Here is a 22,449-nt window from a genome sequence, read left to right as displayed (position 1 = left end):
CCTTTGTGCGTTCACTTGAACGCAAGCCGCTCTAGTCGGAGGCGCAGGGCCAGGCCGCCGGCGTGTTCAGACCGGCCGGCAACTTAGTCGAGCTGTCGCCGCAGGTCATGTCGACCTGCTCCTGTTCGAGCCCTGTCGCCTCGGAAAGATTTACGCCCTCGATCCGCGTCAGAAACATGAAGGCGCCATCGAAGTCGATCGGTCCCGTGAAGCTCGCGTTGCTGAAGCTGGCGCGCGACAGGTTGGCGTGTGAGAAGCGGGTTCCAGTCAGTTCCGCGCGGTCGAAATTGGCACGTCCGAGCTCGGCTTTCTCGAAGCTCGTCCCTGTCAATCGTGCGCCGCTGAAATTGGCGCGCTGCAGTTCGGAGTTGACGAAAGATGCCTTTTCGGCGGCGATACCCGCGAAATTGCAGCGATAGGCTTCGATCTTGGAAAAATTCGCCCCTCCGGCCAGCGCGCCGGCTACCGATGAGCGTACCAGTGTCGCCTTCTCCAGGTTGGCGCCAGTCAGGTTGGCGCCCCGCAGATCCGTCAAGGTGAAATCCGTATTGACCAGATTGGCGCCCTGAAGATCGCTGCCGCCGAGCATGAGCGCCTTCTTGTTGCAGTCGGTCCAATCGGCGCCGGGTGCTGCCGAATCCTTGCAACTCGCGGCATGACCCGCAGTCGGCGCCGCAAGCGCAACAAGGCAAGCGGTGACGGCTGGCGCGAGCAGGCTTTTCACTGTGCGCACAGTCATTCTCAGCGCTTTTCGGTTTGATGCAATGGACTGGCGCAACGCGCCGCACCCGTGGTCGAGATCGGTTTTGAGGATAGTCATGGCGCCGCTCCGGGACCCGCGGGGTCGAATCGTTTGCATTTCAGATGGCATGCACACCCTTTGGATGATCGGCATCACCGGCTGTGCGTGCTTCGCTCGTAAACGTATGACGTTGTTGCCCTTTATGCAAATAACAGAAATGAAAACGCTTCGTTTCAGATAGCGGCTTCCAACAGCCAGTCACGCAGTTTGGCCTGAGGGCTACCCTCGACAATGGGTGCCGGTGCGAGCAGTTGGTAGGCCGTTCCGTCCTCGTTAAATCCCATCGGCGCCGTCAGAATGCCGCTGTCGATGTCATCGCGAACAAGCTGCCAAGGCCCGATCGCGACACCGATGCCGGCGACAGCGGCCTGAAGGCTTATGTAGAAATGCTCGAAACTCTGTGAGCGCCGTCCGAACATGTGGCAATCGGCGTGCCCTGCCCAGGTTTCCCACGCATCCGGGCGGCTGCGGGAATGCAGGAGAACGGCATCGGCGCTGAGCTCTGGTCGGCTGCCTGTCTCAGACCGTTCGAAGAAAGACTCTAACTTGTCGACACGGCAGACCGGGCCGGTCCGTTCGCGAAACAGCGGGGTTGCATGGACCGCGTCCGCCTGCACGAAATCGTTTCGCCGGACAGCGAGATCGATGCCGCGCCCGAGTGCTACGGGACCGCCACCGGCAACGAGATGCACCGGGACATCCGGATGCCGCCCTTGAAAATCCGGCAACCGCGGGATGAGCCAGCGCATCAGAAGCGTCGGCTCGCAGGAAACCACGAGGGCCGGCACCCTGACCTCTTGCCTGATCTCCCGGACGGCCGCCTCGACGAGGCCAAAGCCCTTCCGCACGGCAGTAGCGAGCTTGCGGCCTGCATCTGTGAGGAAAACGCGCCGGCTTCGCCTTTCAAACAGCGCCACGCCCAACTCGTCCTCGACGAGACGGACTGCCCGGCTGATTGCGCCATGGGTCAGATGCAATGCGTCCGCAGCACGACTGAAGCTTTCGAGCCTTGCCGCCGCATCGAAACAGCGAAGCGCTGCCATGGGCGGCAGACGAACGGCTTTGATCTGTGATCCAGGTTCACCAATATCGTCAGAATTCATCGTTAGTCGCCGAACCGTTTGTTGGCTATTGCTGCGCCAGCATCGAAGGAATGAGCGAGAAATGCAATGACGGAACTGTTAGCGGTAGTCACCATTACGATCCTGGCTGTCATCAGCCCCGGCCCCGATTTCGCGATGGTTACGCGCAACAGTCTTTTACTGTCCCGACGGGCCGGCGTCTTGACAGCGCTCGGTATCGGCGCCGGTGTCTGCGTTCACGTTGCCTATACCATCCTGGGTGTCGGGCTTGTCATCCGGCAATCGATCCTTCTCTTCAGCATCCTGAAGTTTGGCGGGGCCGCCTACCTGATCTGGCTCGGTTTCAAGATGTTGCGCACCAAGCCAGGCGACCCCCTAGAAAAGCTCGAAATCCCGACACTTTCCGATCTCGGTGCTCTGCGCACTGGTTTTTTCACCAATGCGCTCAATCCGAAGACGACGGTCTTTATTGTCAGCCTCTTCATGCAGGTCGTCGAGCCGACGACACCGCTCCTTTTGCAAGTCGGCTATGGTGGCTTCATCGCAGCCGCACACATCGTCTGGTTTGCCTTGGTTGCCTTGTTCTTCTCGTCCGATGTCGTGCGTCTTCGCCTTCTTCGCTTGCGGCACTGGATCGATCGCGTCTGCGGCACCTTGCTGGTGGGCTTCGGCCTTATCCTGGCAACGACTAGCATCACCAGACCCTAACTGTGTCGAACCTCTGATAGGCGTCCGTCTCGGACCATTGATCAGCCATCAGCCTTGCTCGAAACGAACAAACATGCAATATCCATACAATTATCAAGGCCGGATATTGTAGTGATGAACGACGAACGCTCGCAGATCCCGTGGAGCCCCACCATTCGCAAGGCTGATGGCCCTCTCTATCTCGCGATCGCGGATGCGATTGCCGCGGATATTGCCGATGGGCGGCTTGCGGACGGGATGCGACTGCCGCCGCAGCGTGTGCTGGCAGAAGCGCTTGGTATCGACTTTACCACTGTTAGCCGCGCCTACAACGAAGCGAGGCACCGTGGCCTCGTGGAAGGTCGCGTCGGCCAGGGCACTTATGTCAAGGCTCGGCGAGCGAGGATCGCCCGACCCGTGACCAGCGGCATAGTCGACATGAGCATGAACCTGCCGCCGCTCTTTGACGATGAAGTGCTTGCTGCAAAGCTCTGGGCGGACATGGCAGCGCTTCAGGCCGAGCATGGGCTCGACCTCTTGATGCGCTACCAGGCGCCTGCCGGCACTGTGCACAACAGGGCCGCCGGTGCTGCCTGGCTGCAACCGCGCCTCGGCGCGGTGCCAATCGAGCGCATGCTGATCTGCCCTGGCGCGCAAGGGGCGCTGCTTGCCGCGCTCAGCAGCTTGGCCAAGGCAGGTGAAGCCATATGTGCCGAGTCCATTGCTTATCCTGGCCTTCGGGCGCTTACTGCCCATCTCGGCATCACGCTGCTGGGCGTCGCGATCGATGACAAAGGCCTTATTCCTGAGGCCTTTGAGGAGCTCTGCTCAACACATACGTTAAAGGCCCTCTATTGCAATCCGACGCTTCACAATCCGACGACCGCCACACTGCCGCTGGAGCGCCGGGAGGCGATCGTCGCCATCGCCAGGCGATACGGCGTCCCAATCATTGAAGACGACGCCTATGGCGCCCTTCCGGTGGCGCCGCCACCGGCGCTTGCCGCGCTCGCGCCAGATCTTGTCTATTACATCGGCGGCCTGGCGAAATGCCTTTCACCTGCGCTCCGCATTGCCTACCTCGTCGTGCCGGATAGCCGCAGTTCGGTCCGGATCGAGGGCGTCATCCGGGCAACCGCGGGCCTGGCCTCACCCCTCACCGCCGCTATCGCCACCCGCTGGATCGAGGATGGCACGGCAGATGCTGTCCTTGCCGCGATCCGAGCCGAAACGGCCGCTCGGCTGGAGATTGCCAAAAGCTGCCTTCCAAGAGGTACGGCCGCCACCGACCCTCGTGCCTTTCATGTCTGGCTGCGTCTGCCGCCGCCGTGGACGCGCGGCGAGTTCAGCGGGCGGCTGCAGGCAGCAGGCATCGCGGTCGTTCCAAGTGACGCCTTTGCGATCGGCCCGGCCCCAGAAGCCGTCCGCCTGGGGCTGGGCGCGGCAGCCACGCATGAAGAACTGCGCCGCAGCCTCTTGACCATCGCTGATCTTCTCGGCCAATCCCCCGCCGCATCCAGCCTCGTGATCTAGGAACAAAAGCGCTACCGGGCGAAATTGTCGCAGCAATGTATGCATACAATAAATTGACAATGTATGCTTTCAGGCGCTTAATCGTCTGGAGCCTGAGGCGGCGCCCAGGAATGGCTGGCCGCATACCAGGCAACATCGGCGCAACACCAGTATGCGCCGGACGAGACGCCCGAAAGGAACGACAATGTCTTCGGATCACGAGTGGCCACCCATCCCGCCCATGCAGACCGGTCTGCGCGGCCGTTGCCCGCGCTGCGGACAAGGACACCTTTTCGAAGGGTTCCTGAAGATGCGCAAGGAGTGCGAAGTCTGCGGTCTCGACTATTCTTTCGCGGACCCGGCCGACGGCCCCGCCTTCTTCGTCATCTGTTTCGCCTGTGTGCCAAGCGTGCTTCTCGGCGTCTGGCTCGAGGTTCAGTATAGCGCTCCGCTTTGGGTGCACTTGCTGGTCACCGGCCCGTTCATGCTGCTGACATGCATTCCACCGCTTCGACCTTTGAAGGGATGGCTTGTCTCAAGCCAGTTCTTCTACAAGGCCGAAGAGGGCAAGGTCGTCAGGCGCGGCGCGGAGACGCCGGTTGCGACACCCCGGTAGCACTGCCGGGACCGCGCCTCGTCCGCCTGCAGCGCAACTTCTAGTCCGACACCATCTGGTGAAAGAGCCCGCAACCTCGAGCGAGGTTGCGGGCTTTCTCATTGCTGCAGATGGACGTCAGCGCCGGATTCAGTGGGCTGGTCAATTGGCTGGTGTCGGCTCGCCCAGTGAAAGCATCAGACGGTTCGCCCAGTTGAAGAAGGCGGCGCCGTGGATCACATCGGCGATTTCCAACTCCTCAAGGCCTGCCGCAGCCAGCCGTGCGATATGCTCATCGCCGAAGGCCGGAGGCGTCGCAGTCAGCGCGACGGAAGCAGCAACAATCGCATTCCAGCGTTCGCCAAGATCAGCGCCGACACCCTCATCCAGCAGCTTCTGCACATCGTCGCCACGTTTCGAATGGTGAGACGCGAAACGCGAATGGACGGAGGCGCAGAAGATGCAGCCGTTGGAACGCGAGGCGGCCGTGGCCGCAAGTTCGCGTTCGGCCCGCGGCAGGCCCGTGCGGGTATTGTAGAAGATGTCCTTGTCCGTCTTCGTGCGTGCCCCCAGCACTTCCGGATTGCGTACCAGCAGACGAAAATAGGGAGACTTGGCGCGCGCCGCCTCGACAAGGCCGTGGAGATGTCGCTCGGTCAGATCGTCCTCCGCCAAGGGTTGGAGCCACGGTGTCCAGCCAATCTCGGCCTGAGTGAATGTTACGGGAGGATTTTCTACACCCGGGATGATGGCAAGTTCGGTCATTGTCGCGGTTCCTCTCAATGTCCTATGCGGCTGCACGCTTCGATACGGCGGAAAGCAGGCTGAGCCCGGCGATCACCCGGATCTGGAACGCGACAAACGATACGAGTTGCGACAGCGTGACGATGCCGTCCGTCGTCCAGCCGGCATCGAGCAGCACCTGTAACGCTTGCGGACTGGCGTCGCGTAGCCGGAAAACGAGCAGATGCGCATGTTCAAACGCGGCAGAGAGCTTTTCGCCCAGCACGTCACGGTTTGTCTCCGAGACACGGTAAAGCAGACCTGCTTTGTTCTCGCCGCTCAGTGGCCCCTCGGGATAGTTGCCATAGGGACCTGTGGCTTGACCTGCCCCAATCTCGGCCTTCAATATTTCGACAAGCCAACGGCCCGCAGCACCTTCCTCGAGCGGGTTGACGTAGAATTCGTAGATATCCGGCTGGCGGTGCAGTCCGGCGACGAAACCTGCGATCGCCTGCCGCTCGACCAGGGAGACTTCGTCGACAGTCCTGGGTTGAAACAGGGCAAGGTAGCTCTGCTGCGCCTGTTCACGCGTCTCCGGTCGCTGAGCGCGTATGCGGTCAAGGTTCGATCCCGGCGTGATGCCGGCGAGCAGATCGATAATGTCTGGCTGCACTTGGGTCATGTATTGGTCTCCTTTGCGGGGGATATCGCTCTCAGCCAACGGCACCAAAGCGGCGCGCGTGGAACTTCTCTTGCGGCGCCCAGCCGAGCGCCGGCGCCACCTTGGTTGCGATCAACTCGATCGAACGCAGGATCAATGGGTGCGGCGGATCAACGGAGTGAACCTGGAACACAAGGTCGGTCACACGCTCGAGCGTTTCGTCGCGGCTGAGGCTTTCGATGACATCGTCCACTGATCCGACATGGACGTCGAATGCGGCGATCAGATCGGCAAGGGAGTTGCCGGCTACCTTGTGTCCAGCGGCAATCAAGCGTTCTGCGCCGCGGTTCAGGCCAATCTCTGCCAGACGCAACGCTTCCGCACGGCTATCGGCGACAAAAAGGCTGCGGGAGCCGAGAATGCGGGGCGCGCGACCGGCGGGAAGCGCGTGCAGATAGGCGTCGATGATCGGGTTCTGCAGTTCTGCCAAAGTGGCGTTCGGGTTGTCCTGTGGCCGTGGCTGCGTGCGTGAAAGCATCAGGCCGTCGCCAGCGCGACCGGCGCGCTCGCCGCCGGCGACGGAAAAGGTCGCTTGCCAGATGCGATCGAGCAGTTGCGGCGCTGCGGGATAGAGACGATCCCCGCCGCCAAGCGCGCGACCGGCCCAGGCATCAAGTACGGTTTGCAGATGCCGAGCGAAAACCGCACCACGCTCCGCGCTTTCAAGGCCGAAGGCCGTGAAGGACGACGGCGTTCCACCTGTTCCGAAGCCGACGTCGAGCCGGCCCCCGGAAAGCAGATCGAAAACCGCTGCATCTTCCGCCACCCGGATCGGGTTTTCGAGCGGCAAGGTGATAACGCCCGTGCCGAGGCGGATGCGCGTCGTCTCTGCAGCCACATGAGCGAGGAAGACCAGCGGCGCCGGCAAGCCGCCCTCATCGGCGTGGAAATGATGTTGCGCCACCCAAGCGGTATCAAAGCCGAAGCGCTCGGCCGTCACGATCTGCTCCTTGGCGTAGTAATAGCGGGTGCCGGCGGGAACGTCGTCGAGCAGGCGCGTGAAAAAGCCAAGGCGCTTGCGTGGGGTCGTCTCTGTCATGGTCAGTCCTATCTGTGGTGTCACCGCGTCAGGCTGCGGCCCGGCGACTTTGCCCGGGAATGGCGCTGATCAGTTCACGGGTGTAGTCGCTGCTTGGATGTTCGAAGACCTCTGAAACCGCACCACCGTCGACGATCTGTCCATCCTTCAGAACGGAGACGGTGTCGGATATCTGGCGCACCACGGCGAGATCGTGGGACACAAAGAGGTAGGTAAGGCCGAGATCGCTCTGCAACTCCTGGAGCAGGGCGAGAATGCGCGCCTGGACGCTTACATCGAGAGCGGACACGGCCTCGTCCAGCACCACCACTTGAGGATCGAGCACAAGCGCCCTGGCGATGGCGACCCGCTGACGCTGACCACCGGAAAGCGCGTGCGGCCGTCGTGCAAACGCGTCTTCGGGCAATCCGACCCGGGAGAGAATCGCCCTTGCCTTCTCTTCGCGATCGGTGCGCTTCAGCCGGTCGAAATTAAGCAGTGGCTCCGCCACGATTTGCAGGATGCTTTGGCGCGGATCGAGCGATCCGTAGGGGTTTTGATAGACGAGCTGGATCTTGCGTCGAAATTGCCGGAGCTCCTCTCCGACAAGGCGTGAAAGATCCGTACCGTCGATTTCGATCCGTCCTGCGGTCGGTTTGTCGAAGCCAACGATACTTCTGATGGTCGTCGTCTTTCCTGAACCGGACTCTCCGACGATCGCATGGGTCGACCCGCGACGGACACGAAAGCTCAGATCGTCGACTGCGCGGAACCGGCTTTTGCCCTCACCCGCAAATTCTCGAACAAGACCGTCCACGACGACGATATCGTCGTGAATGCCCGCCGCGCCCGAACGGGCCTTCGGCGCGGACCTGGGGACAGGTCCCGCAAAAGACGGTGCGGCCGCAAGCAGTTGCCGTGTGTAAGGGCTGCGCGGGGCTGCGAGAACGACGCTGGCTGTGCCTTGCTCCTGAATGCGCCCGTTCTGGAGAACGACGATCCGGTCAGCGCGGTCGGCCGCAACGCCAAGGTCGTGGGTCACGAGCAGAACCGCGGTGCCATACTCGGCTCGCAGTTCATCGATCAGATCGAGTATTCGCCTCTGGACAGTGACATCCAGCGCGCTTGTCGGCTCATCGGCGATGATCAATTGCGGTCTCAAGGCGATGGCGATCGCGATCAACACGCGCTGGCGCATGCCGCCCGATAGTTCGTGTGGATACTGCCGCGCCCGCAATGCCGGCTCGCTCAGGCCCACGCGGGTGAGGAGCGAGATGACGCGGTCGTCGATTTCATCTGGCCGCAGCGCCCCGTGAATCCGGAAAATCTCGCCCACCTGCGCGCCGATGGTCTTGACCGGATTGAGAGAGTTTCCCGGATCCTGCGGCACGAGGCTGATCCTGGCGCCACGTACTGTTTCCAGTTGCCGATCGGTCCACCGGGCTATGTCGGTGCCGTTGAGCTTGATACTACCGCGTTCCAAGCGACCGTTCGCGGCAAGGAGCCCGATGATTGACTGCGCCGTAGTGGTCTTGCCAGAACCGGATTCGCCGACAAGGGCAACGACTTCACCCGGGTTGATGCTGAAGGTAACATCGTGGACGGCCCGTCGTTCCGCAGTTCCATCGCCATAGGCGATGCATAGACCGTCGACTTCGAGGACGGGCGGCACCTGCTGAGGGATCACGGTCATGCTGCGGCCTTTCCAAAGGACTGGCTGACCCGGTTGGCAGCCAAGACGACGAGGACCACCACGACGCCGGGCGCGGTGGTCAGCCACCAGGCCGTCGAAATGTAGTTCCGGCCCTCTGCGATCAACAGACCCCATTCGGGGGTCGGCGGTGGCGCGCCATAGCCGAGAAATCCGAGTGTCGAGATTTGCAGCACGGCCGAGCCGAACTGCAGCGATGCGAAAGCGAGAACCGACGTGAGCGAGTTCGGCAGAATGTGGCGCCAGAGCACCGATGCAAAGGTGCCGCCACTGCCGAAGGCTGCCTCGACATAGTCGCTGCGCCGCACGCGCACGACTTCGGCCCGGGCCAATCTGGCGAAACCCGCGACCGAGGTGACCCCGACGGCAATAGCCGCATTCACCGTGCCGAAGCCGAGCAGGATGATAATGCTGAGCGAAAGCAGCAACGGCGGGACCGACAGGAAGACATCGACAAGTCGCATGATCGCATCGTCAAAACGCCGCCGCACGGAGCCAGCAACCACACCGAGCCCGGTGCCGACGACAAGGCCGAGCCCAACGGCCACGAAGGCACCCGTCAGCGAATGTACGGCACCATGGACGATGCGCGCGTAGAGGTCACGTCCAAGAGCATCGGTCCCGAGCAGATGTTCGGCATTGGGGCGCTTCAACTGCGCGCCGCCCACACCTTCGAGCGGGTTGTAGCCTGTAAAGAGCGACGGAGCGACCGCCCAGAAGAAAACCGTCGCCAGGATGAGCCAGGAAAGGGCCAGCCCCGGAGGCACGCGGCGCAGTGCGGCGATCGTGCGAGAGTGCAGTCCTTGGGTCTGCCGCCTTGCATCCGCAGCAATGTCGTCGCGAAGCGTATCGAAGGTGGTCATGCGGCAACTCCGACTTTTGTCCTGAGGCGCGGATCGAGCACGGGATAGAGCAGATCCACAGCGAGATTGATGATCACGAAGGCGAGCGCCGAGAGAACGACGATGGCCTGAAGGACGGCAGCATCCTGGCTGCCGACGGCGCGCTCGGTGAGGCCACCGATGCCGTTGAGTCCGAAGACGGTTTCCGTCACCACGGCCCCGGCGATCAGTTCACCGAAAAGCACGCCCGCAATGGTTAGTGTCGGAAGGAGCGCATTCTTCGCCACATGCCGCCAGAGGATCCAATGGCGATTGGCACCCTTGGCGCGAGCGACGCCGACGAAGGGCCGCGTCATCACCTCGTCGATAGTGCGAACAAGTACCTGGGCGAGTGGTGCAGAAATTGGCACCGCGAGCGTGACGACGGGCAGGATCAGTTCCTGCCAGGGCCCGGGATTGATGACCGGAACGAGCTTCAAGCGGAAGGAAAAGATCTGGATCAACATGATCCCAAGCCAGAAGGTGGGGATCGAGATGAAGAGAGAAGGGACGGATTGCAGCGCGCCGCGCAGCCAGGTGAACGGCGTCAGGCTGGAGAGGAATGCGATCACGACCGCCAGCACGGAGGCGAGCAGGAAGCCAAGCGTGGCAAGCTTCAAGGTTGCCGGCAGATGGGCTGCAAGCAGGGTGCTGACCGGAACGCCGGCCTGAACGGAGTATCCGAAGTTGCCGGTCAGGAATTTGCCAATCGTCTGCACGTACTGAACGAGAACGGGGCTATCGGCGGCATAGGATGAACGGATCTCGGCAACCTGTTGCGCCGTCAGTCCGAGATCGGGGTTTTGGAACTTGATGAGGATCGCGTCGCCGGGCATCGCCTGCAGCAACACGAAGGAGATCGTGAATGCGGCCCACAGGACGAAGAGCGCCTGTCCGACGCGATTAAGCAAATAGGCGGACATGATCCATTCCTCTGCATGCGAATTTCGGGGAGTAGCGGCCACCGCAGGCGCGGTGGCCGAGTGTCGATCAATGCTCGGCGAGCCAGGTGCTGTAGAAGCTCGGGCGACCGACTGCCTCGAAGGCAACGCCCTGGACATAAGGTGCGCCGGCGTAAGCCTGCGGCTCTTCAAAAATCGGGATGGCATACGCCTGGTCGACGACGTAGTCCTGGATCTCGCCGGCGATGGCGAGGCGCTTCGCACGGTCCGGCTCGGAGGCCAGAGCCTCAAGCAGGCCGTTCAGCTTGTCGTCGACGAAGCTCTGGACCTTATCGCTGAGCCCGCCCTTCTGGCGCAGCACGTCGCGGTTCTTCGGATAGTATTGGCTCTTGATCACGTCGGGATCGGCGCGGCCGACCATCGCCGGCGAAACCGGCGTCTTCAAGGGATCGAGATCATCGACAGTCCTGCTGCCGCTATCCCCGGCGAGCACATTGAGCTTTACACCCACCTTGCCCCATTGCTGGGCAACGAGCTGCAGCGTCTCCTTGTTCTGTGGCTGCGGCAAGGATTCATAGGCCGTCAACACAAGCTCCTTGCCGTCCTTCTGGCGCAGGCCATTGGAACCGACTGACCACCCGGCCTCGCTAAGCAGTGCCTTGGCTTTCTCCGGATCGAAGGCAAGCTTTGCCGAGATATCCTTGTAGCCGAGCGCAGAGGACGCGATGATCGAGGTCGCCTGCGGGTAGTTGGCCGAAAACAGCGTCGTGACGATTTCTTTGGCGTCGGTTGCATGCAGCAGTGCCTGGCGCACCTTCACGTCGGCCACGAGCGGATTGTCAGGCCTGAAAACGACGCTGTTGTTCACGCCGCGTGTCGATGGTGCATAGATCTGGTAGTCCTGCGCCTCGACCTGGCTCTCGTCATAGGCCTGGACCTGGCGGATGAAATCCGCCTGGCCGGCAAGCAGCGCGCCGATACGCACGCTGTCTTCGCCGGTGACGATATAGGTGATGCCGTCGAGATAGGCGCGGCCCTGATGCGCGAGCTTCACCGGTCCCCAGTTGTATTCCTCGCGCGCCTTGAGACTCAGTTCCTTGCCGATCGTCTCGCTCTCGACCACGAAAGGACCGGAGCCGATGATCCTGGTCGCATCGCCAAGCTCTTCGAAGGGGAGCGCGAGTGTGCTCGCCGCCACCAGACCGGAGCCGATAACCGATGTTCCCTGCAGGAAGCCCGGCGACGGCTTCTTGAAGTAGAATTTCACCGTCAAGGGGTCGATGACTTCGCTACGCTCGTAGTTGTTGATCACCTCGGAAACCGGGTGCTTCAGCGCTTTGTTGCCGAGACCGAAGACGTCGTAATTCTTGGCGACAGCCGCCGCATCGAGAGGCGTGCCATCGGAGAAGGTGACGCCGGGGCGGATCTTGAACGTGTATTCGGTCGCGGCCGCGTTGACCGTCCAGGATTCGGCGATCCACGGTTCGATCTCAAGCGTCTTCGGGTTCTGATAGGTCAGCTTGTCGGTGATCTGATTGAGGATACCGCCGTTCGGATAAAAGCCGCCTGCCGGGGGATAGAGATTGGTGTGGGCTTGCTGCTCCAGATAGACCAGGGTCCCGCCTTTGACCGGCTCCGTCGCGCCTTCGGCGCGAGCGCCGACATGGGGCAGGCCAGTCGCTGCGAGCGTCGCGAGGGTGAGCGCAAACCGTTTCAGTTTCGTCGTCATGAGAGCCTTCCTTCAAAAATCCGAAGGCAATCGTACGACTGTCACCGCCATTATCAATTAAATCTAGTAAATTAATATGCTATATGTTCTGCCGGATGGGAAAGAAGCATCTCGCTCGCAGGCAAGCCTGAGATAATTGTCCCCGATGCGGATTTTCACGTCGATATCGACCTGCGGCCGCGCGCATCACGTTTGTGGAAAAATGGGCTCCACGCCCACCCGCCACACACGCGACATGGATACGTGTTTGATTGCAGCCGGCATTGACAACCCCGTCATTATCCGTTGAAAAAACTCGGCAATTTCTTTGAACCTCCCAGGGATCGAAAAGCATCATGGAAAGCAACAAAGTTCTCGTCGTCGGCGGTGCCGGCTATATCGGCTCGCACACCTGCCTCGAACTTGCCAACAAGGGGTTCGAACCCGTCGTCTACGACAACCTGTCGAACGGTCACGAGGAATTCGTCAAATGGGGCGTGCTCGAAAAGGGTGATATCCGCGACCGCAAGCGGCTCGACGAGGTGCTTGCCCGCCACAAGCCGCGCGCCATCCTGCATTTTGCGGCGATGATCGAAGTCGGTGAATCGGTCAAGGACCCGGTCTCCTTTTACGACAACAACGTGATTGGTACCCTGACCCTGCTTTCAGCAGCACTTGCCGCCGGTGTCGAGGCCTTCGTCTTTTCGTCGACGTGCGCCACCTACGGCCTGCCGGAAAGCGTGCCGATCGACGAACAGCACCGCCAAGCGCCAATCAACCCCTATGGCCGGACAAAATGGGTGTGCGAGCAGGCACTGAAGGACTATGGCCAGTACAAGGGCCTGCGTTCGGTGATCCTTCGCTACTTCAACGCGGCCGGCGCCGATCCGGAGGGCCGCATCGGCGAGTGGCATGAACCCGAGACGCACGCGATCCCGCTTGCTATCGACGCGGCCCTTGGCCGCCGCCAAAGTTTCAAGATCTTCGGCACGGACTACGACACGCGCGACGGAACCTGCGTGCGCGACTATATCCACGTGCTTGATCTGGCCGATGCGCATGTACGCGCCGTCGAATATCTGCTTGCCGGCGGTGACAGCGTCGAGCTCAATCTTGGCACTGGTACGGGCACGACCGTCAAGGAGCTTCTGACTGCGATCGCCGACGTCTCCGGCCGCGAGTTCAATATCGATTTGGTCGAACGTCGCGAGGGCGATTCCACCACCCTTGTCGCCAACAACGACAAGGCCCGCGACATTCTCGGCTGGGTTCCGCAATACGATCTGCAGGATATCACCCGGACGGCCTGGAACTGGCATTCGCGTCGTAACCAGGGCGCCTGATGCGTTTAGGTGCGGCGTTTCAAGCGCCGCACCGAAAAGCCTTAAGCCGCCTGCTGCAGTGGCTTCGTTACGATCCGAGACCGCAAACGTCGCGTCAGCGGTTTTTCGAGAAGCAGATAGGCGGCGACGCCCAAGGTCGTCCCCGCTACGACGGCGACAAACGCCGATGGGGTGGGGTCCACACCCGCCATGGCACAGGCCTTCACCACAACCGATATGGCGAAGGTGTGCCAGAGATAAATGGAATAGGACGCATCGCCGAGAAGCATCGGCAGTCCACGCGGGCGGAACCATCCACGACCTTCGACGGCCAAGGTGCCGACGACAAGGATGACGGCCAAGGGCCCAAGCACGAACTCGTCGAAAGGCAACCGAAACACGGCTAGCGCCGAAAGGCCTGAAATCGCGATTGCGACGAGCAACAGGCCGCAATTGCTTCCCGGCACCCTGCCCCGCAGCCAGAGCGCGGCAATGATCATACCGGCCACGAATTCGAGAATGATCGGCCGGGTATAAGTTGCAAACAGCGCATTGTTACTGTCGATAGCAAAGCCCAACCCCACCAAAAGCAGGAAGCAGGAGGTGATCGCCAACAGCCGCCGCGAGCGCGGCAGCAGCAGGGTCAATGCGAAGACGGCGTAGAAGAACATTTCGTAGTTCAGCGTCCAGCCCTGGACGAGCACTGGCCAGACCTCACCGGTGCTGGGGGATGGCATCGGGACGAACACGAGCGACGCCACCACATGGCCGGGGGTGAGCACGAGGTTGGGGAAAAGCCCGGCAAGGCCGCCAAGAACCATGACGGCAGTCGCCAACCAATAGACCGGCGCGATCCTTTGAACGCGGTCGCGCAGGAAAGAGACCGGCGACATCGGCCGACGCTCGCTGAGCACCCACATGATGAAACCGCTGATGACAAAGAAGATATCGACGCCGGCAGCGCCAATCGCGAAATGATGCCCGGTGCGCTCGGCCGCATGAAAGACGACGACGCCGAGCGCGGCTACAGCACGCAGGTACTGGATCCCGTAGATTGTGGTCAACGAGCCTGCGTTGGTCCGATCCATCAGTACCTCAGCTGTGCCATGCTCTCAGGCACGATCCGCGCCCTGTGGACCTCAGCTAGGCGCGCTTCCGGTCGGGTTTGCGGCAAGGTCAGCTTGCCAGCGGCGAAATAGAGCAGGAAAGACCCGACATGGTAGGGATTCATGATGTCGATCTCGACGAAAGACCGCACCAGCAGCAGCATCGCGATACCAAAGAGCACCGAGGACTGGATGTCGTGGTCCTCCGTCAAGAGGCGCTTGATATGGCCGAGAACGGTCGCAAGCAGGATGCCCGATAGCAGGACAAGCCCGATCGCACCCGTTTCGACGATCGCCTCGATGAACGTGTTGTGGAAGTGGAAACCCGAGCGCGTCGAGATGAAGAATTCTTCCCAGAGGCGTTCGGCCTCCGAGAAGCCCTGAACCCAATAGGCCTGGTAGCCGACGCCCACCACCGGCGAGGCCATGGCTGCTTCTATGCCCTGCTGCCAGAGATACGTGCGCCCGGTCAGCGTCGAATCCTTGCCGAAAAGCCCAAGCACCAGATCGACGCCGCCGCCATAGATGCCGGCGACTGCAACCAATGCGCCGCAGATGACGGCGGCAAGAAACAGACCCTTGCGGTGGCCGGGCGAGAGCAGACCAACGATCCGCATGCCAAGCCAGAGGCCGATGATCACGGCCGTGGTCAACACGGATGTGGCCGATTGCGAAGCGAACAGCGAATAGGCCGCAAGCAGCCCGACCGCGCCGGATGCCAAGAGCCACGTGCGCCGCTCGCCAAGAGCTACAGGGGCAATGAAGGCGAAGTAGATGCCGAGCGAGGCGTAGAAGCCCAACTGGTTCTTGGAGGCGAATGCCCCGACAAAACTGTATGTGCCGTCAAGCGGATCGAGATGGTAGACACCAAAGAGCAGGGAATAGACGAGCACGATCCCGATGCCTGCGATCCCACCGCGCGTCAGCGTTCTGATGTCGATGAGCCTCATGGCGATCAGGGCACAGACGACATGCGACAGATACTGGATCCCGGTGCGCGCCGTCATCGAGGGTGCTGCCGACCAGAAGACCGACAGGCAGGCAAAGACGGCAAAGCCGAGAATCCACAGACGCTTACCATAATTGCCGAGCACGCGACGGTAATCGACGAGCACCAGCGGCAGCCACAGTGCGTAATAGAGCAGGATCGACGCCTGCCCGAAACGAGACGAATAGGCAAAGACGAAGAACGACAACGCGACCGCAACGGTGCCATAGGCACCATTACGGTCAGGCGATATCAAGCTCGACTTCGCAATTCTCACGCTCGATCCTACTGTGTCGCGAGGTTGGCGTGGACCTTGATCAGGTCGCCAGGCAAGACAGGCGTGTTTTCATCCGCAGCAATCTCGGTCGGTTTACCGTCACGCTCGCGGATGATCGAATAGGCAATGACGGCGTCCGCCGTATTGTCCTTCGATTGTGCCGCATCGGCCGATTGCAGCAGAGCTTCGGCCATCAGATCGCGGCTGGTGCCGAGCTTGATCTGGAGGGTGTCGAGTTCCGCTTCGGTGTTCTGGAGATCCTGCGCAAGCTGGGCATCCCAATCGTTGCGAAGATTGGTTTCGTCCTGCGCCGCCTTGCTAACGTCCTGCTTCGCCTTCAGCGAAGCCGTGTCGATGTCAAGCAGAGCAGATTGCAATTCTGCCACGCGCTGCTCCAGCGAGAGCTTGCGCTGGCTGAGCGCCAACCCCTTTTCTGCCAGGCTCTCGACCTTCTGACGGTCTTCCGCCGCGAGCTCCATCTGGCGGTTCTGCGTTTCCGACTTCTTTGCCAGCGACTGGATTTCGCTCTCCAGCAGTGCCTTCAAATCGGCGAGCGATTTCAATTGCAGCTTCTGCTTCCGGTCGCGTGAGGCCATCAGGGCCGTTTCATTCGCCAGAAGCTTGTCGATGCCAGGAACGCCCTGCAGATCCTTCGGCAACTCGACGCCCTGCTTTTCGGCCATCTCGGCCTGGAGGCGGGCGCGCCGGATCAGCAGCCTGTTGCGTTCGGCGGTCTGAACGCTCGAATCGCCGTGGGCGTTGATGTAGTCGCGCGCGAAACGTTGGCCGCTTTCGGAGCGACGCAATCCGCCGCCGAGGCTTATCGCCTTCAGCACGGTCAGATTGGGCGCGAAGGGATATTCGCCAGGCTTTTCGACCTCTCCGGAGAGATAAAGCGGACGGTATTGCGCGAGTTCTACCGAGGCGGACGGGCGGTCGCGCAAACCAAACAGGGTCTGCATCTTCTCGCTGATCGCTTCTCCGACCTCGGTGGTCGTCTTGCCCGCCGCCGGCAGATCACCAATGAACGGCAACGAAAGCGCGCCGGACGGCCCGACGGTATACTCGCCGGTCACAACCGACCAATCGCGCACCGAGCCTTCGGCGGTTTGCCACTCGGCGACGCGAATCTTGAGCTTGTCCATGGTGCCAAGCTGATATTCCTCGGCGCGCGCTTGAGCTGCGCCGAGGACCACCGCGGCAACCAGGGCCGTGTGGTGAAGGAAACGAGACACCTTGCGGGAAATCCGGGATTTCCCAGTCGGAGCGTGGTTGTTCATTTGAGCTTCCCGTTAAAAGACGCCGATCCCGCAGTCGACCTTTCGGCCGCGCGGGTGCGAGGGCGCTGATCCGTCAGTAGCTGCCGCGTGAGAAGCAAACGGCAGGAATGGTCTTCGCGACGATGGAGAAGTCGCGCAGCATGGACCAGTTCTGGACATAGTGGGTATCGAACGCGACGCGCGCCGCATAGGAAACGTCGTTGCGCCCGCTGATCTGCCACAGGCCGGTAAGACCGGGGCGCGACTGCAGATAGTAGACGGCAGCCTGGTCGTAGAGCTCCAGCTCGTCCTGAACCACCGGCCGGGGGCCGACGATGCTCATTTCACCCCTGATAATGTTGATGAGCTGCGGCAGCTCGTCGAGGCTCAGCTTGCGCAAGACGCTGCCGACGACGGTGACCCTGGGGTCATCTTGCAACTTGCGCGACGCGCGCCACTCCTCATATGCGGTAGGACTGTTTCTGAGATGCTCTTGCAGAATCCGATCACCGTCCGTCCGCATCGTACGAAACTTCAGGCAACGGAAAGACTTCCCGTTATGACCGATACGGCGATGGCCATAAAAGATGCTGCCGCCGTCGGAGAACTTAACAAGCGCAACCAGCATCAAAAAGAGCGGGCTCAGAAAGACGAGCGCCAGTGAGGCGGCAAAGATATCGAAGCCACGCTTCGTTATGCCACCCACGGGCGGGAGCGCTGCAGTCTCTGCGGCACTGAAAAACGGCGAACTGGCCGATCGAGTCGCAGACTTCATAGAGATAACTCCATTTACGTTGGCGAATGGTCGGTCCCTCGAAAGGGAACACTCATATTCAAGAAAGAGTGTGTGGTGAGAATTTGTCTTTTGGGGGCAAAATAATGGCGGGTACCCAGTATGCGCCCAACGGACGAATATCACTGATCTCTGATATGTAATATTACCGTCCCGCGGACCGATATATTATCAGACGGCAAAGTCTTACGTTTGGAGCTTTCGTGTATTGCATCGACGGCTCGCAATTTCATTGCCGTAAAGCGAATATATCTTGCTATCTGTTATGTTTGGCTTCATCTGCAAGCGCGAGTCTTGGCCCCGATGAAAATTGACAGGCGTCAGTCTTTCCAGCGAAATGCTGCATTGCGGCAAGCTTTTGCGCCGCACGCAGGGCGGGACACCAAAAATTAATTTCGTAACAAAAGGTGATCTCAATAGTTACCCGGGCAGCAACCAACAGTGGCGTGGCCATGATGGCGCGCCGAGAGGTGGAGGAAATGCCGTCGAATTGCAGCGCAAACCCGAGGCCCGAATCGGGTGAAGTAGAAAGGTGATCAATTTGGATCACATGCCGGTGTCCTAAACACGACATAAAGACTTTGACGGCACAGTTGCCGCAGGGCGCGGCGTTTGACGGTTGAAGCGAAACGGCGCTGCCAATATATTGGAACTCTGAGGAGGAAAGGCCGAACTCCGATGACAACACCGACGACAGAACCGGGTTCGAGGTAGCACCATGTACGCACCGCGCGCTCTTGTGAGCATGCTCGGCGCCTTGGCCGTGTTTGCGATCGTTACCTATTTCCTAAACGGATCGCTGGCGTCGACGCTTATCCAGACCCTGATATGCGCCGTCCTGATGCAGGTCGGCTATTTTCTCGCCGTGCTTTACCTTGTGTGGAAGAAGGCGCGGGAAAAGGAAAAACAGGCCTCCGAGATGGCGAAATTGGCAGGAGACGACAAGACAGCCGGAAATGCCGCGCCCCGCCCTCTCCAGCGCCCCGGACATTTCAATCGCTGATCACGACTGATCTTTCCGCTCGGCGGGCCACACCGAGCACCCGATAAAATCTCAGATTTGACGCGTTTGCGACACGATCGCCCTGCATGGTCCGGCCGTCGCCGCCCTGGCGACGTTGCGTGGCCACGGCTAACCCAGGAAGCGGCGCCACGCTGAAACTGAAACGCCGCAGCGCTCACAAAAGAATAGCGCGCTGCCCGTGAGACACGATGCTGGAGGCCCCCATGACCACAGACGTCTGCGTCATCATCGCCGCGAAGAATGCCAAAGCAACCATTGCACGAGCCGTTGCGTCCGCCTTGGCGGAACCCGAAAGCGCCGAGGTAGTCGTGATCGACGACGGCTCGACGGACCACACCGAGGCCGCCGCGCGTTCCGCTGACGATCTAAGTGGGCGCCTGACGATCGTGCGCTTCGAGGGTAATCGCGGACCATCAGCTGCCCGCAACCACGCCATTTCGATCAGCCGTTCACCGGTGCTTGCAATCCTCGACGCGGACGATTTCTTCCTGCCGGGTCGCCTGGGCCGGTTGCTCGCGGAGGATGATTGGGACTTTATCGCCGACAATATTGCCTTCATGGACGAGGCCGCAGCGACCGACGTCGCCCGGAAGATCGCAGACTTCGAGCCGCGCCCCAGCTTCCTCGGGCTTATCGACTTCGTCGAAGGCAACATCTCCCGACGCGGTGCGAAACGCGGCGAGGTCGGCTTCCTAAAGCCGCTGATGCGCCGCGACTTCCTGGAGAAGCACCGGCTCAGCTACCGGGAAACGCTCCGATTGGGCGAAGACTACGATCTCTATCTGCGCGCCTTGGCAAAGGGCGCACGCTACAAGGTCATCCGGAGTTGTGGCTATGCGGCGATCGTGCGCAGCAACTCATTGAGCGGGAGCCACCGCACCGAGGATCTCAAGCGCCTCTACGAGGCCGACCGGATGATCCTGACGACAAACACACTGGAGAGGGAGGCTGCCGCCGCGATCCGAAGGCATGAGCGGCACATCAAGGGCCGCTATCAGCACCGGCACTTTCTAGATCTGAAACGGGAATGCGGTGCGCTGGCCGCGGTCGGCTACCTGCTGCAACGACCCAATGCGCTCCCCGCCGTCACCATCGGCATCCTTTCCGACAAGACCGAGCGCTTCAAACAGCCGCGCGCGGATGCACCGGCCGCGCTCGGCGGCGCCGGCGGACTGCGTTATCTCCTTCCCGCAACTGCGGACGGCCGCGGGTAACCTTTCGTGCCACGGCACGGTTTCCGTGCCGTGGCGATATCGTCAGAAGTACGCCCGACGCACGGCCGCCAGAACCTCTTGAAAACGGTCCTTGCGCTCGGCAAGTCGGTCGTCGTTGCTCAATTGCGGCGTCGCTCGAAGTGCCTGCCACAGTGCGAGCGTCGAAGGGGCGGCTAAAACCTGCTTGGCGGCGCTGCGCAAGAAGGTCTGTCTCGGCTCTGCCGCCACCATAACATCGTGATCGACGGGCCGCAGGTGCGGGGTCTCAGCCACCGTCTGCGCCTCGAAGCCCATACCCCAGAAACGCTCGCCCTTGATCATGGCTTCGGCGCGGCTCGAAACCGGCACGTGGCGAGGCTTGTAGTGGACGCCGACAGTGCTTGCCCAGTCGTTCCACTTGAAACTGTTGATGCTCTCGGACGTCGTCACGGCCACCCACGGCACGCGAAACGCGTCCGCGAGTATCGCGCCATGCATCGATTCGGCGATGATGAGTTCCGACTGGGCAATCTCGCGGATTACGCTTTTGGCATCGCCGCGCGGGTCGATGTAGTTCAGGCCAACTGTACCGCAGGTGATCGGCCACATGCCGGCTATGGCACTTTCCCAATGCGGCACGAAGCTGCGTTTGTGAAGCTTCGGCAGGTTCTGGAACCCCGGCATCTCAGCGACCATCACGGCGGGATCGACGATGCCCAGTCCAGGCGCGATGCCGATCTTCTCCGCCGTCAGCGGTCCCCGAACACAGCGGATGTCCCACTCGTTCGGGTCGCTCATGTCTGGCAAAGTGCCATAGCCAAACCCGCTACCGATCACGAGCTTCCTGACGCCGTCGGGCAAAAGTGCCCGGTTGAGCACGGTGCCGACCCCGACCAGCAGAATTTCCGCGCGAACGTCGCGAAACCCCGGCAGCAGGAAATCCCAAAGCCAAAGATTGAGGTCGTCACCGAAATTGCCGTGTTGAGATTCCCAGTAATAGGGTTTCATGGGCAGTCCCTTCTTTCAAATGCTGAATATGTCCGGATGCCGCGCCAGGCGGCCTTTTTCTTCCTCCTCGAAGGAGCACCTCTGTTGATCAACGCGCGCGTGAAAGTTTGCCGACGGCGAGTTCCAACGCGCTTTGCAGGAGCCTTGGATCACGCAGGACCCACCGCGCCAGCAAACGGAACTGCGGCGACTTGCGTCGCTTGAGCCGACGCGCCTGGCTCCACAGAGCCTGGCGCCGCGCCGTATGTTGATAGGAGCGGATCGAGGCGATTGCCGTCGGTTTGCGTGAGAACCGGCCCTCGAGCGTTTCCAGAGCAACAAGGGTATTGAATTGCTGCTGCAGAAACTGCGGTGAATCGTTGTCGATTGAATGGAAGATGTTGATGCCCTCGCCGCGCTCGGCGCCCGCTTCGTCGCAAAGCACGACACGTTTGGCGGCAAGAATGCAATCGCAGAAGAACAGGACGTCCTCCGCCGCCAATCTCAACGCCGCATCGAAGCGGATCCTCTGAAAAAGGTTGCGCCCGATCACCATGCAAGAGAGATGCAGGAAGCTCCAGTTTCTGAGCATGACACTGGAAATGTCGGGAATTTCGACGACCAGCGGCGCCTCTTGCAACCTGACGACACTGTGGCTTTCCGTAAGTTCGGCAACATCGAAATGGTAGTAGAACGCCTCGCCACCGGTGATCGATGCCCAATAGCAGTCAGCGCCGAAGCGGCTCATGCTTTCATAGGCATTCTTCAGATGATCCGGGGTCCATTCATCGTCGGAATCAAGGAATGCGACGAACTCGGCATCGTCGGAAACATGGTCCAGTCCGGTGTTGCGCGCGCCGCCAGGCCCCTTGTTGGGCTGGCGAATCACGGTCAAACGGGCCCGATCATCCGCACTTAACGGCTTCAACTCCTCATCGATGGAATAGGGGGAGCAATCGTCTATCACCAGAACGTGGAAGTCCTGAAACGTCTGGGCAAAGACGGAGGCAAGTGCCCGCCGAAGAATACCCGGCTCCTTCTGATAGTAAGGAATAATAACAGTCAGCTTCGCCATCTTTTCGCCCCTGCGGTTTCTCTAATAGGGTCTTGCGTGGTCTCCTCCCACTGGGTCGCGGCCTTAGATCTAGCCCTACTCCT

General features: G+C 60.9%; 22 protein-coding genes. 6 read left to right on the top strand and 16 right to left on the bottom strand.

Annotation, left to right across the window (positions count from 1 at the left end):
* Nucleotides 1-31: 31 nt before the first annotated feature.
* Nucleotides 32-739, bottom strand: a complete 708-nt coding sequence (locus PWG15_RS25000) for a pentapeptide repeat-containing protein (RefSeq protein WP_275027203.1) — start codon at nt 737-739, stop codon at nt 32-34.
* A 236-nt stretch (nt 740-975) separates the two neighbouring features.
* Nucleotides 976-1,905 carry a LysR substrate-binding domain-containing protein gene (locus tag PWG15_RS24995; RefSeq protein WP_275026785.1) on the bottom strand — a complete coding sequence of 310 codons (930 nt, stop codon included), beginning with the start codon at nt 1,903-1,905 and terminating at the stop codon, nt 976-978.
* A 66-nt stretch (nt 1,906-1,971) separates the two neighbouring features.
* On the opposite strand from PWG15_RS24995, the gene PWG15_RS24990 reads away from it, so the two are divergent.
* From PWG15_RS24990 to PWG15_RS24980, 3 genes are all read left to right on the top strand, one after another.
* On the top strand, nt 1,972-2,592 hold the full coding sequence (locus tag PWG15_RS24990) for a LysE family translocator (protein ID WP_275026782.1): 621 nt from the start codon (nt 1,972-1,974) through the stop codon (nt 2,590-2,592).
* A 114-nt stretch (nt 2,593-2,706) separates the two neighbouring features.
* On the top strand, nt 2,707-4,104 hold the full coding sequence (locus tag PWG15_RS24985; RefSeq protein WP_275026780.1) for an aminotransferase-like domain-containing protein: 1,398 nt from the start codon (nt 2,707-2,709) through the stop codon (nt 4,102-4,104).
* A 184-nt stretch (nt 4,105-4,288) separates the two neighbouring features.
* The gene (locus PWG15_RS24980; RefSeq protein WP_275026778.1) at nt 4,289-4,699 is read left to right on the top strand and encodes a DUF983 domain-containing protein; all 411 of its coding nucleotides are present in this window, start codon (nt 4,289-4,291) and stop codon (nt 4,697-4,699) included.
* 141 nt (nt 4,700-4,840) lie between these two features.
* On the opposite strand, the gene PWG15_RS24975 is transcribed toward PWG15_RS24980, so the two are convergent.
* The 7 genes from PWG15_RS24975 to PWG15_RS24945 form a co-directional block, all read right to left on the bottom strand.
* A complete protein-coding gene (locus PWG15_RS24975; protein WP_275026777.1) occupies nt 4,841-5,443 on the bottom strand; it encodes an alkylhydroperoxidase domain protein in 603 nt (200 codons plus the stop codon).
* Between the two features lie 22 nt (nt 5,444-5,465).
* Entirely contained in the window at nt 5,466-6,083 is a 618-nt protein-coding gene (locus PWG15_RS24970; protein WP_275026776.1) for a CMD domain protein, read from the bottom strand.
* A gap of 31 nt (nt 6,084-6,114) precedes the next feature.
* The gene (locus PWG15_RS24965; protein ID WP_275026775.1) at nt 6,115-7,161 is read right to left on the bottom strand and encodes a putative FMN-dependent luciferase-like monooxygenase; all 1,047 of its coding nucleotides are present in this window, start codon (nt 7,159-7,161) and stop codon (nt 6,115-6,117) included.
* A 28-nt stretch (nt 7,162-7,189) separates the two neighbouring features.
* A complete protein-coding gene (locus tag PWG15_RS24960; RefSeq protein WP_275026773.1) occupies nt 7,190-8,833 on the bottom strand; it encodes a dipeptide ABC transporter ATP-binding protein in 1,644 nt (547 codons plus the stop codon).
* A complete protein-coding gene (locus PWG15_RS24955; protein ID WP_275026771.1) occupies nt 8,830-9,714 on the bottom strand; it encodes an ABC transporter permease in 885 nt (294 codons plus the stop codon). The genes PWG15_RS24960 and PWG15_RS24955 overlap by 4 nt, the downstream gene beginning before the upstream one ends.
* Nucleotides 9,711-10,655: an ABC transporter permease gene (locus tag PWG15_RS24950; RefSeq protein ID WP_275026769.1), complete on the bottom strand. Its 945-nt coding sequence runs from the start codon at nt 10,653-10,655 to the stop codon at nt 9,711-9,713. Before PWG15_RS24950 ends, PWG15_RS24955 begins: the two co-directional genes overlap by 4 nt.
* 67 nt (nt 10,656-10,722) lie before the next feature.
* Complete coding sequence (locus tag PWG15_RS24945) at nt 10,723-12,363, bottom strand: TIGR04028 family ABC transporter substrate-binding protein (protein WP_275026768.1); 1,641 nt, start codon at nt 12,361-12,363, stop codon at nt 10,723-10,725.
* 335 nt (nt 12,364-12,698) lie between these two features.
* Here PWG15_RS24945 and galE point away from each other — a divergent pair, with 335 nt between their 5' ends.
* A complete protein-coding gene (gene galE, locus PWG15_RS24940; RefSeq protein WP_275026767.1) occupies nt 12,699-13,685 on the top strand; it encodes a UDP-glucose 4-epimerase GalE in 987 nt (328 codons plus the stop codon).
* Nucleotides 13,686-13,726: 41 nt separating this feature from the next.
* Here the strand turns inward: galE and PWG15_RS24935 are convergent, their stop codons facing one another.
* From PWG15_RS24935 to PWG15_RS24915, 5 genes are all read right to left on the bottom strand, one after another.
* On the bottom strand, nt 13,727-14,728 hold the full coding sequence (locus PWG15_RS24935; RefSeq protein ID WP_275027202.1) for an acyltransferase family protein: 1,002 nt from the start codon (nt 14,726-14,728) through the stop codon (nt 13,727-13,729).
* A 23-nt stretch (nt 14,729-14,751) separates the two neighbouring features.
* On the bottom strand, nt 14,752-16,035 hold the full coding sequence (locus tag PWG15_RS24930; RefSeq protein ID WP_275026766.1) for an O-antigen ligase family protein: 1,284 nt from the start codon (nt 16,033-16,035) through the stop codon (nt 14,752-14,754).
* An 8-nt stretch (nt 16,036-16,043) separates the two neighbouring features.
* Complete coding sequence (locus PWG15_RS24925) at nt 16,044-17,315, bottom strand: polysaccharide biosynthesis/export family protein (protein ID WP_275026765.1); 1,272 nt, start codon at nt 17,313-17,315, stop codon at nt 16,044-16,046.
* A 73-nt stretch (nt 17,316-17,388) separates the two neighbouring features.
* Nucleotides 17,389-18,069, bottom strand: a complete 681-nt coding sequence (locus PWG15_RS24920) for a sugar transferase (RefSeq protein ID WP_275026763.1) — start codon at nt 18,067-18,069, stop codon at nt 17,389-17,391.
* 274 nt (nt 18,070-18,343) lie between these two features.
* Complete coding sequence (locus PWG15_RS24915; RefSeq protein WP_275026761.1) at nt 18,344-18,637, bottom strand: hypothetical protein; 294 nt, start codon at nt 18,635-18,637, stop codon at nt 18,344-18,346.
* 168 nt (nt 18,638-18,805) lie between these two features.
* Between PWG15_RS24915 and PWG15_RS24910 the strand changes: the two genes are divergently transcribed.
* On the top strand, nt 18,806-19,090 hold the full coding sequence (locus PWG15_RS24910; RefSeq protein ID WP_275026760.1) for an exopolysaccharide production repressor protein: 285 nt from the start codon (nt 18,806-18,808) through the stop codon (nt 19,088-19,090).
* Nucleotides 19,091-19,314: 224 nt separating this feature from the next.
* Nucleotides 19,315-20,325 (top strand): glycosyltransferase family 2 protein, encoded by a 1,011-nt coding sequence (locus PWG15_RS24905; RefSeq protein ID WP_275026758.1) that lies wholly within the window; start codon nt 19,315-19,317, stop codon nt 20,323-20,325.
* 42 nt (nt 20,326-20,367) lie between these two features.
* Here the strand turns inward: PWG15_RS24905 and PWG15_RS24900 are convergent, their stop codons facing one another.
* Both PWG15_RS24900 and PWG15_RS24895 read right to left on the bottom strand, forming a co-directional pair.
* Nucleotides 20,368-21,312, bottom strand: coding sequence for a polysaccharide pyruvyl transferase family protein (locus PWG15_RS24900; RefSeq protein WP_275026757.1), 945 nt, complete (start codon nt 21,310-21,312; stop codon nt 20,368-20,370).
* An 88-nt stretch (nt 21,313-21,400) separates the two neighbouring features.
* Nucleotides 21,401-22,366: a glycosyltransferase family 2 protein gene (locus tag PWG15_RS24895; protein ID WP_275026756.1), complete on the bottom strand. Its 966-nt coding sequence runs from the start codon at nt 22,364-22,366 to the stop codon at nt 21,401-21,403.
* Nucleotides 22,367-22,449: the final 83 nt, after the last annotated feature.

Origin of the sequence: Ensifer adhaerens (assembly GCF_028993555.1) — a bacterium.
Classification (GTDB): Bacteria; Pseudomonadota; Alphaproteobacteria; order Rhizobiales; family Rhizobiaceae; genus Ensifer; species Ensifer adhaerens_I.
The sequence above is the reverse complement of the archived record's forward strand: the minus strand, read 5'-3'. Positions and strand labels throughout refer to the sequence as shown.